The organism is Bradyrhizobium sp. SZCCHNRI1009, assembly GCF_032487575.1.
In the GTDB taxonomy this organism is placed as follows: Bacteria; Pseudomonadota; Alphaproteobacteria; order Rhizobiales; family Xanthobacteraceae; genus Bradyrhizobium.
Genome location: NZ_JAUEUL010000040.1, coordinates 23,583 through 37,751, shown reverse-complemented (window position 1 = coordinate 37,751; position 14,169 = coordinate 23,583). Strand labels below are relative to the sequence as shown.

General features: G+C 67.0%; 10 protein-coding genes. 9 read left to right on the top strand and 1 reads right to left on the bottom strand.

What is annotated here, in order from left to right; translation table 11 throughout:
• A partial coding sequence (locus QX010_RS32485; protein WP_316183625.1) for a TCP-1/cpn60 chaperonin family protein occupies nt 1-828 on the top strand: 828 nt, incomplete at its 5' end.
• Nucleotides 829-882: 54 nt separating this feature from the next.
• On the opposite strand, the gene QX010_RS32480 is transcribed toward QX010_RS32485, so the two are convergent.
• The gene (locus QX010_RS32480; RefSeq protein ID WP_316183623.1) at nt 883-1,800 is read right to left on the bottom strand and encodes a LysR family transcriptional regulator; all 918 of its coding nucleotides are present in this window, start codon (nt 1,798-1,800) and stop codon (nt 883-885) included.
• A 102-nt stretch (nt 1,801-1,902) separates the two neighbouring features.
• Here QX010_RS32480 and QX010_RS32475 point away from each other — a divergent pair, with 102 nt between their 5' ends.
• The 8 genes from QX010_RS32475 to QX010_RS32440 all read left to right on the top strand — a co-directional run bounded on the left by QX010_RS32475 (nt 1,903) and on the right by QX010_RS32440 (nt 14,110).
• Nucleotides 1,903-2,337 (top strand): DoxX family protein, encoded by a 435-nt coding sequence (locus QX010_RS32475; protein WP_316183621.1) that lies wholly within the window; start codon nt 1,903-1,905, stop codon nt 2,335-2,337.
• Nucleotides 2,338-2,565: 228 nt separating this feature from the next.
• A complete protein-coding gene (locus QX010_RS32470) occupies nt 2,566-3,378 on the top strand; it encodes a class III extradiol ring-cleavage dioxygenase (protein ID WP_316183620.1) in 813 nt (270 codons plus the stop codon).
• A gap of 988 nt (nt 3,379-4,366) precedes the next feature.
• Complete coding sequence (locus tag QX010_RS32465) at nt 4,367-5,668, top strand: MFS transporter (RefSeq protein ID WP_316183619.1); 1,302 nt, start codon at nt 4,367-4,369, stop codon at nt 5,666-5,668.
• Between the two features lie 70 nt (nt 5,669-5,738).
• The gene (locus QX010_RS32460; protein WP_315805531.1) at nt 5,739-6,971 is read left to right on the top strand and encodes a cytochrome P450; all 1,233 of its coding nucleotides are present in this window, start codon (nt 5,739-5,741) and stop codon (nt 6,969-6,971) included.
• Nucleotides 6,972-7,140: 169 nt separating this feature from the next.
• On the top strand, nt 7,141-10,914 hold the full coding sequence (locus QX010_RS32455) for an AsmA-like C-terminal region-containing protein (RefSeq protein WP_316183618.1): 3,774 nt from the start codon (nt 7,141-7,143) through the stop codon (nt 10,912-10,914).
• A 31-nt stretch (nt 10,915-10,945) separates the two neighbouring features.
• Nucleotides 10,946-11,887 (top strand): LysR family transcriptional regulator, encoded by a 942-nt coding sequence (locus QX010_RS32450; protein WP_316183616.1) that lies wholly within the window; start codon nt 10,946-10,948, stop codon nt 11,885-11,887.
• A gap of 122 nt (nt 11,888-12,009) precedes the next feature.
• Nucleotides 12,010-12,891 (top strand): shikimate dehydrogenase, encoded by an 882-nt coding sequence (locus tag QX010_RS32445; RefSeq protein ID WP_316183615.1) that lies wholly within the window; start codon nt 12,010-12,012, stop codon nt 12,889-12,891.
• A 79-nt stretch (nt 12,892-12,970) separates the two neighbouring features.
• The gene (locus QX010_RS32440) at nt 12,971-14,110 is read left to right on the top strand and encodes an ABC transporter substrate-binding protein (RefSeq protein WP_315805535.1); all 1,140 of its coding nucleotides are present in this window, start codon (nt 12,971-12,973) and stop codon (nt 14,108-14,110) included.
• Nucleotides 14,111-14,169: the final 59 nt, after the last annotated feature.

Genomic DNA, 14,169 nt, shown 5'->3' with positions numbered 1-14,169 from the left:
ATCCGCGTCGGCGGCGCGACCGAGGTCGAGGTGAAGGAGCGCAAGGATCGCGTGGATGACGCGATGCATGCGACCCGTGCGGCTGTCGAGGAAGGCATCCTGCCGGGCGGCGGCATTGCGCTGTTGCGCGCCAGGCAGTCCCTGAGCCGGGTGTTCAGGAGCAAGAGCGAGCCGGACAGCATTTCCGACCTCGCGATGTCTGACACGCACGATCTGGGGCGCTTGCTTCGTAAGCAGTCCTTGTTGAACAACAGGCTCTTGAACGAGATCTTCGCATCCATCGAGAAGCTGCTGAATTCCGACAGTCCGTTCGTCTATCCGGATTTCTTCTTTCAGCGTGTCCATCGTTTGCAGCTTCCCGATTCGCTCGAAGCCGAATTGATCGACTATCTGACAGAAATGATTCTCAACCTCAGAGAAAGGCGCGAATCCGCTCGCCGTCATTCACGGACGCGGGGAGCGGGCTGGCAATCTGCTCGGCAAAATCCGGATATCATGCATGGCTTTGGTATCGTCATGAAGGCGTTGGAAGCACCGGCGCGCCAGATTGCGGCAAATGCCGGAGCCGACGGCTCCGTCATCGTCGGCAGATTGTTGGAGCGGGATCAATATGCTTACGGCTATGACGCACAGTCCGACGACTACGGGAACATGATCAGCAAGGGAATCATCGATCCGACCAAGGTCGTGCGGACCGCCCTGCAGAACGCTGCCTCCGTTGCGGGCCTGCTGATTACGACCGAGGCGATGGTCGCCGAACTCCCCAGAGAGCAGGCGGCGGCTCCGGCCACGCCGTCCGGCGGCAGGATGAGCGGAATGGATTTCTGAGGCTCGCCCGAAACTCAGTTCGTTCGCGGCGACGTCACGAAGAACTGACGCCGCTCACGCAAGATCGCGATCCCAGGGCGGCTCCGGCGCGAAGGCCGCCGCGAGGTGGTCGATGAAGGCGCGCACCTTGGCCGAGGGCGTGCGATCCGGCAGGTAGACGGCATGCACCGCCAGCAGGTCCGATGGCGGCACCTCGAGCGTCAGCGGCACCAGCCGTCCCGCGCGGATCTCGTCGCCGACGATGAAGGTCGGCTGGTAGATCACGCCTTGCCCGGCGAGCGCTGCCGCGAGCAGCGCATCGCCATTGTTGGCGCGCAGATTGCCGCTCACGGTGACATCGACCGCGGCCTTGCCGCCCATGCGCCAGCGCGACGGGCCGGCCGCCGCCAGCGTGTAGCCGAGGCAGTTGTGGCCGGCGAGATCGGCCGTGGTGCGCGGCGTCCCATGCGCGGCGAGATAGGACGGCGCGGCGCAGACCATCATCCGGCATGGCGCCAGCCGCCGCGCCACCAGGCTAGAATCCTTGAGGGTGCCGATGCGGATCGCGAGATCCCAGCCTTCCTCGATCAGGTCGACCAGCCGGTCATTGAGCCCAAGCTCGACGCTGACTCCGGGATAGAGCGCGGCGAAGCCGGCGAGCAGCGGCGCGATCTGGCGCGTGCCGAAGGCGAGCGGGACGTTGAGTCGCAACAGCCCGCGCGGCTCGACGCGGTCGGCCGCGATCGCGCTCTCGGCCGCCTCGAAGTCGCCGAGCACGCGCTCGGCGAGGTCGAGATAGCGGCGTCCGGCCTCGGTGATGGTCAGCCGGCGCGTGGTGCGGTGAAACAGCTTGGTGCCGAGCCGCGTCTCCAGCGCGGCAAGGTGCTTTGTCACCATGGTCGGCGACATGCCGAGCAGGCGGGCCGCGCCCGACAGGCTTCCGGAGCCGGCCACCTTCGAGAGCACCTCCAGTCCGGTCAGCCGGTCCAACACTGGATCATCTCACTCTTATGGTGTGAACTGAATTTCCATTGTATCAGATTATCGTCTTTCGGGAAATGATCCATATGCTGGGGGTCCCCACCGGAGGTTCCGATGATCGATTCCCGTACCGCGCCCTATGCCGCGCTTCTGCTCCGCCTCACCCTTGGCGGGTTGTTTCTGGCCCATGCCAGCCTCAAGCTGCTCGTGTTCACGCCGGCCGGCACCGCCAAGTTCTTCGGCAGTATCGGCCTGCCGCCCGAGCTGGCCTATCTGGTGATCACCGCCGAGATCCTGGCCGGCATCGCGCTGATCCTCGGCATCTACACCCGCTGGGTGGCGCTCGCCGCCGTGCCGATCCTGCTCGGCGCCATCTTCACCGTGCATGGCTCCGCCGGGTTCTTCTTCAACAATCCGAAGGGCGGCTGGGAGTATCCGGCGTTCTGGGCGGTGACCCTGGTGATCCAGGCCCTGCTCGGCGACGGCGCCTACGCGCTGGGCGGCCTGCGCAGCAGCCTTGCCGGCGGTCAGTTGCGCAGCGCGCATTGACGTTGGATTCGGCGACTGTCGCCACACCTTCGCTGTCATCCCCGCGAACGCGGGGATCCATAACCACAGGCGGAACTGGTGTGGGAACGACGGTCGATACTCAGCCTGCCTCGAGTGTCGATCACGCGGTATGGGTCCCTGCCTTGGCAGGGACGACAGCTGTGGTTTTGGCGCGCTATCTTGACGACGTGATCTTGACGACGTGTCAGCAGTCCGAGGAGAGATGACATGACCCTTCCCAGCATCTTCCTGTCGCACGGCTCGCCGATGCTGCCGCTCACGGATTCGGCGGCGCGTGACTTCCTCGTCAGCCTCGGCGGCCGCCTGCCGCGGCCGAAGGCGATTTTGGTGATCTCGGCGCATTGGGAGACCGACATCCCCGCCGTCAATGCGGTCGCCACCAACGAGACGATCTACGATTTCTACGGCTTTCCCCGTGAGCTCTATCAGTTGCGCTATCCCGCGCCGGGAGCGGCCGATCTCGCGCAGGCCGTCGCGGCGCGGTTGCAGGCGGCCGGGCTGCCGGTCGGCATCGACCGCGAGCGCGGGCTCGATCACGGCGCCTGGGTGCCGCTGCTCCTGATGTACCCGCAGGCCGACATTCCGGTGCTGCAGCTCTCGATCCAGACCGAGCGCGGGCCGGCACATCATCTCGCACTCGGCCGCGCGCTGGCGCCACTGCGCGACGAGGGCGTGCTGATCATCGGCAGCGGCAGCTTCACCCATAATCTCGGCGAATTCCGCAAGCGCCGGCTCGATATCGACGACCCGGCGCCGTCCTGGGTGGTCGACTTCGCCGACTGGGTGCACAAGGCCGCGATCGAAGGCCGCGTCGACGACATCGTCGACTACCGCCGTCTCGCCCCGCATGCGCGCGACAATCATCCGACCGACGAGCACTTCCTGCCGCTGTTCGCTGCACTCGGCGCCGCGGGAGAGGGCGCCCGCGTCGAACGGCTGCACAACAGCGCCAATTACGGCGTGCTGCGCATGGACGTGTATGCGTTCCATGGCGCCGACGAGGCCAAGGCCGCGGCGTAGAACGCAACTTATTAGTTCGCCGTCGCCCCACGACGTCATTCCGGGGCAAGGCCGCAGGCCTTGAACCCGGAATCTCGACATTGGCTTGCATCCGTCTTTCAACAATCTCGAGATTCCGGGTTCGATCGTCCAGACGCAGACGCGTTTGGACGATCGCCCCGGAATGACGACGGAACGCTGTTTGCCCGTCGGGTTACTTTGTCGCAGATGATTTCGCTTGCGTCGTCGGGCAAATCACCGCGATCTTTCCGCGCATCCCGCCTCATCATGGAGGGGCGTTGCGCGCGATCGTCACGACACGCGAGGCGGGGAGCGGTGGCCGCGAGAGCTCGCAGCATGTCCTTGGCAGCATGTCCTGGATGTGCGGACGAACGACGTTCTTGCGGACGTGAAGTTGCAGGGTTCTGATACCTCGACGCTGGTATCACCGCGCAACGCGTGAAAGGCGTTGTCGCGCATGGCGGCCAACAAGCCGAGCGCCAGGAAGCCTGCATATAAGCGTGAAGACCATCGCGCAGGGAGGGCCGGGCGATCTCGGCTGAACCTGTGGTACCTGCCGCCTGCATTTTTTTGAGCAGGCGGGCCACGGGCGCGGCCGGCGCCCGGCCTTCCCTGCGCCCTCCTGTTCGAGGAGGGTGAGTGAGCAAGCAAAGCTCGGGCGCAGATCGCGCTGCGGGGACGTGCAGCCATGATCCGGCGAAGCTCGCCACATACGCGGTGTCGTCCCGGCCTTGAGCCGGGACCCATAACCACCGGCGGGAATGAGACGCGCAACTGTCAGCCCTGTCCCTCGTGAGATCGCGCGGTATGGGTCCCGGCGCCGCGTGCGCAATTGCGCACTAGGCCGGGACGACAGCGGGGGGCAGAGGAACAGTGCACCGCACACATGACCTCGCAGGTAGCTGACACCGCCGTCGCCCGCGCAGAAAATCCTTGACCCATTCGCACGCAAATGGCGAAGGATGCACCAGGGAGTGAAACAACAACAATGCGCCTGCCGTTCTATTATGGCTGGGTCATCGTCGCCGTGACCTTCGTCACGATGGCCGTCGGGGTCAATGCGCGCACCGCGTTCTCGCTGTTCTATCCGCCTGTTCTCGCCGAATTCGGCTGGGACCGGGGTGTCACCGCCGGCGCGTTCTCGTTCGGCTTCGTCGCCTCCGGAATCGTCAGTCCACTGATCGGACGGCTGATGGACCGCACCGGCCCGCGCGCGGTGATGGAACTCGGCGTCGCGCTGATGGCCGGCGGACTGTTGCTGGCGCCGCTGACCTCGCAGCCCTGGCATCTCTACATCACCATTGGCGTGATGGTCGGCGCCGGCAGCGTCTGCCTCGGCTATTCCGGCCAGTCCTTGTTCCTGCCGAACTGGTTCATCCGCCGGCGCGGGCTGGCGATCGGCATCGCCTTCGCGGGCGTCGGCATCGGCTCGATGACGCTGCTCCCGTGGGTGCAGCACATGATCGCGCAGACCAACTGGCGCACGGCGTGCACAGCGATGGGGATCGTGGTGCTGGTCGTGCTGGCGCCGATCAATCTGTTGCTGCGCAAGAGGCCGGAGGAGATCGGCCTGCGTCCCGACGGCGACGCCGCGCCGCTCGCCAATGCGGCCAAGCCGGTCTCCAACGTCGTCGACGCCGCCTGGGCCGGCACCGACTGGACGCTCTCGCGCGCGCTGCGCACGGGCCGGTTCTGGTGGCTCGCGCTCGGCTATTTCTTCGGCCTCTACGTCTGGTACGCGGTGCAGGTGCACCAGACGAAATACCTGCTCGAGATCGGTTTCAGCTCGAGCGTCGCGGTGTGGGCGCTCGGCGCGGTCAGCCTGCTCGGGATCCCGGGCCAGATCGCGCTCGGCCATCTGTCGGACCGCCTGGGGCGCGAGGCGGTGTGGGGATTGGGCTGTCTCGGCTTCGCGATCTGCTTCGCCGCGCTGATCGCGCTCAAGGCCGCGCCGTCGCTCATGCTGATCTACATCATGGTGGCGACGCAGGGCGCGCTCGGCTACGGCCTGACCTCGGTGATGGGCGCGGTCGCGCTGGAGATATTCCAGGGCGCGCATTTCGGCAGCATCTTCGGAACGCTGATGCTGATCGGGCTATGCGGCGGCGCAGCAGGGCCGTGGGTGACCGGCGTGCTGTATGACTACACCCTGAGTTATACGCCGGGCTTCGTGATCGCCTTCCTCGGCGCCTTCGTCTCGGCGGCGGCGATCTGGATCGCGGCCCCGCGCCGGGTCCGCCTCGTTGCCGGCCAGTTGCACAGGTTAAAGACGGCGGGGGCTGCGGCATGATGTGTGAACTAGCCGGTTGCCATCGCGGCGCGGGCGTGAGCTAATCGGCCAATCCAGGGAGAGGGACCCCATGAACGAGCATGTTCAGGCCGCCAAGGCCGCGCCGCTGTTCAATCCGCTGTCGCCGGAGTTCATCCGCGATCCCTATCCCTTCTATGCGCAGCTGCGCGACAACGACCCGATGCATGTGACGCCGTTCGGGGCGTTCCTCGCCAGCCGGCATGCGGAATCGAGCCTGGTGCTGCGCGACAAGCGCTTCGGCAAGGACTTCGTCGCGCGTTCGATCCGGCGCTACGGCCCTGACATCATGAACGAGCCGATCTTCCGCAGCATGAGCCATTGGATGCTGCAGCAGGATCCGCCGGATCACACGCGCTTGCGCGGCCTCGTGGTGAAGGCATTCACGGCCCGCCGCGTCGAGGACATGCGGCCACGGATCCAGGCGATCGTCGATTCGACGCTCGACGAGATCATCCCGCGCGGCCGGATGGACCTGATCGAGGACTTCGCGTTCAAGCTGCCGGTCACCGTGATCTGCGACATGCTCGGAATTCCCGAGGAGCACCGCGAAGCGTTCTACAAGAGCTCGCGCGAGGGCGGCCGGCTGCTCGAGCCGGTGCCGCTGTCGAAGGCCGAGATCGCCGAGGGCAATGCCGGCAACGCGGTATCGAAGGCGTATTTCCAGCACCTGTTCGAGCTGCGCCGGAAACATCCCGGCGACGACCTGACGACGCAGCTGCTGCAGGCCGAGGAGGACGGCGCCAAGCTCAGCAATGAGGAGCTCACCGCCAACATCATCCTGCTGTTCGGCGCCGGGCACGAGACCACGGTCAACCTGATCGGCAACGGCCTGCTGGCGCTGCACCGCAATCCGGACCAGCTGGCGCTGTTGAAGGCGCGGCCGGAGCTGATCACCAACGCGATCGAGGAGTTCCTGCGCTACGATTCCTCGGTGCAGCTCACCGGACGGGTGGCGCTCGAGGACATCGAGGATCTCGGCGGCCGCCGGATCCCCGCGGGCGAGAGCGTGCTGTGCCTGCTGGGCTCCGCCAACCGCGATCCTGCGGTCTATCCGGATCATCCGGAGCAGCTCGACATCACCAGGGCCAACGTGAAGCCGCTGTCGTTCGGTGGTGGCATCCACCATTGCCTGGGGGCGCAGCTCGCCCGCATCGAGGCCGAGATCGCGATCGGAACCCTGCTGCGCCGGCTGCCGGAGTTGAAGCTGGACGATCCCGACAACCCGGAATGGCGGCCGACCTTCGTGCTGCGCGGCCTGAAGCGGCTGCCGGCGCACTGGTAACCATCTTCGTTAACGGAATTGTGCAACGCCCCCGGAAATACCGACAGCGCTGTGACTTCGCCATACTTAATCCTATATGATGCAGCGCTCCGGTATCGATGCCAGTGGGCCGCGGCCGTATTGGCTTTAAGGTTGGGACGCCGGAGCGTTGTCCTTTGAGGGAGACCCCGTGCAGACGACCCTGCTCGGCTTGGCGATTGCCTTCATCCTTGCGCTCCTTGCTGCGCTGATCGGCCCGTACTTCGTCGACTGGAACCAGTTCCGGCCGCAGTTCGAGGCCGAGGCGGGCAAGATCATTGGCGTGCCCGTGCGGGTCGCCGGTGCGCTGGACGCACGGCTGTTGCCGACGCCGACCTTGCGGCTGCGCCAGGTCACCTTCGGCGGCGCCAACGATCTCGGCAAGCTGCGCGCCGACAAGCTCGACGTCGAGCTCAGCCTCGGCGATCTGATGCGCGGCGAGTGGCGGGCGAACGAGCTCACCATCGGCGGCATGGCGGCCGATCTCGGGCTGGATGCCAAGGGCCAGGTCGACCTGCCGGCCGCGTCGGGCCGGTTCAATCTGGCGGCGCTCGCGATCGACCGGCTCAACCTCACCGGCCGAGTCGCCCTGCACGACGCCGCCAGCCGCTCGACGCTGGAGCTGACAGACATCGTCTTCTCCGGCGACGTGCGTTCGCTGGCCGGCTCGCTGCGCGGCGACGGCGCGGTGTCGATCCGCGGCGGCCGCTACCCCTTCCGGGTGTCGTCGAGCCAGGACAAGGACTCCAACGGCCTGCGCGTCCACCTCAACATCGACCCGGGCGAGCGTCCCGTGATGGCCGACATCGAAGGCCTCATCAGCTTTCCCAACCGCTCGCCGAAGTTCGAGGGCGCGCTGACGCTGTCGTCGCCCCCGAAGGAGCAGGGCGCCGACAACGACAAGCCCGCCCAGTCTGCGAAGGAGCCATCGGCGAAGCAGGCCCAACAAGCCAAGGCCCGTCCGCTGAGCCAGGCTGGCGCGACGCCTTGGCGCATCGCCACCAAGGTCGTCGGCGACCAGGCGTCGGCCAAGCTCGACCAGATCGAGGTCAGCTTTGGCCAGGAGGATCGCTCGCTGAAATTCGCGGGCAGCGGCGACATCCGTTTCGGCGCCGCCCCCGTGCTGAAAGCCTCACTGTCCGCACGCCAGCTCGATGCCGACAAGCTCCTGGCCGGCGAGGACGACATCAAGGACCGGCGGGCGATCGCGCCCGCGCTGGTGCTGCCGGCGCTGCGCAACTGGATCGCACAACTGCCGACCTTGCCGATGCCGGCCAACGTGCAGTTCGCGACCGAGCAGATCATGCTCTCCGGCCGTCCGGTACAGAACTTCACCGCCGACCTGCACAACGAACCTTCGGCATGGAGTCTCGAGAAGGTCGACCTGCGCGCGCCCGGCTCGACGCGGCTGACGTTCCGGACCATCGGCATCTCGACCTCGGTGACATCGGGCTTCACCGGCGCGCTCGATCTCGAATCGTCGGAGCCCGACACGCTGGTGGCCTGGCTGCAGGGCCGCAGCGACGGCAGCTATCGCACCCAGCGCCCGCTGCGGCTGCGCGGCGACCTCAACGTGGCGCCGGAGCGGGTCGCGATCGACAGCCTCAAGGCCGATATCGACGGCGGCTCCGTCGACGGACGCGTCGCTCTCGTCAACCGGCCAGCGGGGCCGGGCTCGCGTTTCGAGGCGGTGCTGAAGGGCGATCGGCTCGATCTCGACGCCGCGATGGCCGTGACCCGCTCGCTGGTCGGCGTCACCGGCGAGTGGCCGGCGGAGGCCAGCGTGGCGCTCGACGTCGCCCGCGCCAAGCTCAGCGGCCAGGAGCTGCGTCCGCTCACCGCGCGCTTTTCCTATGATCCCAAGACCATCGCCATCGACCAGATCAAGTTCGGCCAGAGCAGCGGCGTGACGAGCGAGGGCTCCGGCCGGTTCGATCGCGCCGATGCAACCGGGCGGCTGGTGGTGACCTCGATGGCCGGCTCGCTCAAGGAGGTCACGGCACTGCTGCAGCCGCTCGCGCCGCAGATCGCCGCCCGCTTCGATGCGCTCGGCACGCCTGCCGGCGCCGCCCGGCTGAAGCTCACGCTCGATCTCGCCAAGGATCCGGCCAATGCCGATCGCAGCCAGGCCAAGGCGGTGCTTGATCTCGACGCGCCGCAACTCAAGGGCTCGGCGACGCTGACGGCCAAACCCTCGGCCGCGGCGCTGCGCAGCTTCGAGGTCGATGCGATCGATCGAACGGAGCTTGGAATCGAGAGCCGGGTGTCGTCGGAGCAGGGCAGCGCCGTGCTGGCGCTGCTCGGGCTCGATCGCGTGGCGGCGGCGGGCACAGGTCCGGCCCAGTTCGATGCCAGCGTGACCGGCGGCTGGCGGGCGCCGCTGCGGGTGAATGCCAAGCTCTCCGGCGCCGGTCTCGATGGCGATGCGCAAGGCACTGTCGATCCCTGGGGCGACACCGCAAAGGCCAACGTCAATCTGCGCCTGCGCAGCGCCAACCTGTCGCCCTTGTTTGGATTGAAGCCGCAGGATCCGGGCGCGCAGAACGTCCGCCTGTTCAGCCGTCTCGGTCTTTCCAACAATCGCCTGACGCTCGACGACATCGACAGCACGGTGGGTGGATCGCGGCTGCGCGGCCGGCTCGCGCTGGTTCTCGACGACGACAAGCAGATCGAGGGCGAGCTCGGGCTGGATGCGCTCGACGTGCCGCAAGTGGTCTCGGTGCTGATCGGAGCGGCCGGGCGTGAGCCCGCCGAGCCTCTCGGCGCAGGTCTCTTGAAGGGGTGGCGCGGGCGTGTCTCGTTCCAGGCCCTCAGCGGCGCCATTCTGAATGGCATTGATCTGCATCCGCTGGGCGGCGCCATCAAGAGCGACGGCCAGTCGCTGACCATCGAGAACCTCAAGGGCAAGCTCGGCGGCGGCGACGTCACCGCGACCGTCGATGCGCGCTCCAACGCGAATGGTCTCGTCCTGAACGGCCGCGTCGAGCTCGCCGGCATCGACGGCAACGCGCTGCGCTATCACAGCCTGAAGATGCCGGCCGGCAAGGTCTCGGCCCAGATGACGCTCGCCGCCGAAGGACGCAGCGTGCAGGCACTGGTCAATGCGCTCTCGGGCAATGGCACGGTGACGCTCGACAATGCGGCGCTCCCCAATCTCGACCCGCGGGCGTTCGATGCGGCGTTGCGCGCGGCCGACGCCGGCCAGGTGAGCGACGACGGCAAGTTGCGGCAGGTGATCGAGCCGGTGCTGACGTCGGGGACGTTGCCGGTCGCGTCTGCTCAGATCCCCTTCATCATCCGCGACGGCCGGCTGCGGGTCGGCGCCACCACGCTCGACGCGCAAGGCGCCCGCGTCATCGTGTCCGGCGGCTTCGACATTCCGGCGGACAATGCCGACATTCGCGCCAGCCTGAGCGCCAATACGGTCGGCAATGCCAACAGCCGTCCGGAGATCCAGTTGTTCGTGGTCGGGACGTCCGAGGCGCTGACGCGCGCGGTCGACGTCACCTCGCTGTCGTCGTGGCTGGCGGTGCGCGCGATCGATCGCGAAACGCGGCGTCTGGATGCGATCGCGCGCGGCGAGGTGCCGCCGGCCTATCCATCGTCGACGGCGTCGCTGCCCGGTGCACCCGAGGCTGGCCCGGCGGCACCGAGCGCGGCCGACGTGCCGCTGCCCGGTCGTGATCCACGGCGCGAGCCGCGCGCCAAGCTGGGTGGTCCGCGCGCCGTCGTGTCGCCGCTGACACCGCCGCTCTCCGCTCCCGCCCCTGCGCCTCAGCCGGCGGCACCGATGGCATCGAGCCAGCCGCAAGTCGCGCCCTTGCCGCCGCCGGTCGAGATCAAGCCCGCGCCGGGGGCGCTGCCGCCGCGCCCACGGCCGGTGCCGCGCCCGCCGGTCGTGCTGACGCCGCCGGGCAGTCCGTGATTCCGGCCGAAGGCGTGCGGGGACCGCGCCGATGATGACCTTGCGACAGGTCGAGGTCATTCGCGCGGTCATGGTGACGGGCACCATCAACGGCGCCGCGCGCCTGCTGAAGGTGTCGGCGCCGGGTGTCAGCCGTCTGGTGAAATACACCGAGCGCTCGCTCGGCATCCGCTTCTTCCAGCGCCAGAACGGCCGCTACTTTCCGACGCCCGAGGCGCAGAACATCTTCGAGCAGATCAACAGCGTCTACGAGAAGGTCGACGATCTCAGCTACATCATCTCCAACATCGGCCGCGGCGCGCTGTCGGAACTGCGCGTCGGCTCGGTGCCCAGCATCTCCCAGGTGATGGTGCCGCGCGCGATCGAGCGCGTCCGCCGCCGCTATCCTGATTTGGGCATCGACATCAACATCCTCAAGATCGAGGAGGCGATCGACTATCTGATGCTGGGCAAGGGCGAGTGCGTGGCGATGAGCTACCGGCTCGATCATTCCGGGCTCGAATTCCTTCCTCTCGCCTCAGGCGAATTGTTCTGCATCGTCCCGCCAGGCCACGAGCTCGCCGGCCGCAAGCAGGTCTCCGCCGCGGAGATGACTCGCTATCCGTTGATCGGCATCGATCCCAATGACCCTTACGGCCGGATCATGGCCGAGATCTTCGCGCGCAACAAACTCAGCTACAACATCTCGATCAAGGCGCGCTTCGGCACCACGGTCTGCGCGCTGGTGAAGGCGGGGCTCGGCATCGCGGTGATTGACCAGTTCACGGTCGCGCATGGCGGCTATCCCGGCATCGAGCTGCTGAAGATCGCCGAGCCGACGCGGTTCGACACCTACATCGCCGTCAAGCGCGGCACGCCGCTGTCGCTTTACGCGGAGCACTTCATCGACTGCCTGCGTGCCGAGATGCGCGCACTGGAGCCGGGCCGGCGGCAGGTTGCGAGGCCGGGGAAGGCGGCGCTCGTCAAAAAATAACATGATGTTAGGTTCAGCGGATATTTGGGTAATTGTGTTAGCTGGCGGACGCGCTATCGTCCGCGACGCCATTCATCGCTCGTGCGGCGATCGCGCGAGCGGCAGCAGAGACTGAAGCCAACGTGCCCGATCTTTCCGCGCTCAAAGCCCGCAAATTCCTGACCGGCCTGATCGGTGCGCCGATCGCGCATTCGGCCTCTCCTGCCATGCACGAACATGCCGCGGCGGCGCTCGGCGTGCGCTGCCACTACCAGCTCATCGAGGTGGCCGGCGCCGACCGGGCCGGTCTGTCCGCGCTGCTGGAAGGCGTGCGCCGGCTCGGCTTTGCCGGGGTCAACGTGACCTATCCTTACAAGGAAGCCGTGGTCGAGCTGCTCGACGAGCTCGCGCCGAGGGCGGCGGCGATGGGCGCGGTGAATACCGTCGTCGTTCGCGACGGCCGGCTGATCGGCCACAACACCGACACCACCGGGTTCGAGCGAGCCGTCGCGCCGCTCATCAGCCAGACCGATCGCGGCGTCGTCGCGTTGGTCGGGGCCGGCGGGGTTGGCAAGGCGATCGCCTTCGCACTTGCAAACCTCGGAGTCGCCGGCCTGCGCATCTACGACACTGAGCGCACGCGCGCCGAGAAGCTGGCGAGCCTGCTGCCGGTCGGCAACACGGTGACGGTCGCGGACAGCGTCGAAGCGGCACTGCACGGCGCAGTTGGCGTCGTCAACGGCACGCCGATCGGGATGTTGCCGAACCGCGGTACGCCGGTGCCTGATCATTTGTTGCGCGCCGACCTCTGGGTCGCCGACGCGGTCTATTCGCCGCTCTGGACGCCGCTGCTGAAAGCCGCCAAAGCCAGGGGAGCCCGGGTCCTGCTCGGCCGCGAGCTCGCGATCTACCAGGCCGCGGACGCGTTCGAATTGTTCACCGGCCTGGCGCCCTCGACCGAGGCGATGGGGGCTGCGTTCGACAACCACATGGCGGAGAGATATCCGGCGGTTGACGCCGCCTGAGCCGACGGCCAATACGCGCCGGAACAAGTCGTTCAAGCAAGAAACGCAAACAAGCGTTTAAGTCAGAGGAGGAAACAACGTGAGATCGATCATCCTGGCTGGCCTGTGCTCAGCCACGCTGCTGTCCGGTGCCGCCTACGCGCAATCCGGCGCCCCCATCAAGATCGCCGATGTCGCCGAGCTCTCCGGCGGCGGCGCGACCGTCGGCAACAACTGGAAGAACGGCATCGACCTCGCCGTCGAGGAAATCAACGCCAAGGGCGGCATCCTCGGTCGCAAGATCGAGGTGAGCCACGCCGACTCGCAGTCGAACCCCGGCGTTGCGCGTGCGCAGGTGCAGAAGGCGCTCGATGGCGAGCCCTACGTGCTGCTCGGGCCGGGCTATTCCGGCTCGGTGAAGGTGACGGCGCCGCTGGCGGCCGAGGCCGGCATCACCCAGATCATGGGCGGCGAAGCGGCCGAGCTCACGCAGGCCGGCAACAAGTTCCTCTTCCGCACGTCGTTCGGCCAGCAGTCCTCGATGCCGAAGGTCGCCAAGTACATCAACGACGAGCTGAAGGCGAAGTCGGTCGCGGTGGTCTGGGTCAACAATGATTTCGGCCGTGGCGGCCGCGACGTCATCACCAAGGAGTTCAACCGTCTCGGCATCAAGGTCGCGGCCGACCTGTCGACCGAAGCCGGCCAGGCGGACTTCGCTGCCGACGTCAGCAAGATCAAGGCGGCGGCGCCGGACGCCGTTTTCATCTACGTCAACGAGGAAGAGAGCGCGCGCATCCTGAAGGAGATCAAGCGCCAGGGTGTGACTGTGCCGCTGATCGGCGAGACCACGCTGGTCGGCCAGAAGGTGATCGAGCTCGCCGGTGATGCCGCCAACGGCGCTCGCGGCCACGTGGGTCTCACCACCGACGCACCGATCGAGGCCATCAAGGCGTTCCGCGACCGCTTCGTGAAGAAGTACAACTACGTGCCCGATCACAACGGCATCAAGGGCTATCTCGCGATCTACATGGTCAAGGCCACGACCGAGAAGATGGGCAAGGTCGACTCCAAGGCGTTCGCCGACACGCTGCACGGCCTGACCATCAAGACCTCGGCCGAACCGAACATCCTGATGGATGTGACCTTCGACCAGAACGGCGACATCGATCGCCAGGGCTTCCTGGTCGAGGTCGTGGAAGGCAAGCAGGTCGTGAAGCAGGTGTTGCCGAAGCTCAACTGAGGACAACGGTCGATCGGCGGCGCCGGTGTGGTGATGTCCGGCGCCGCCGTCGCCCAAGG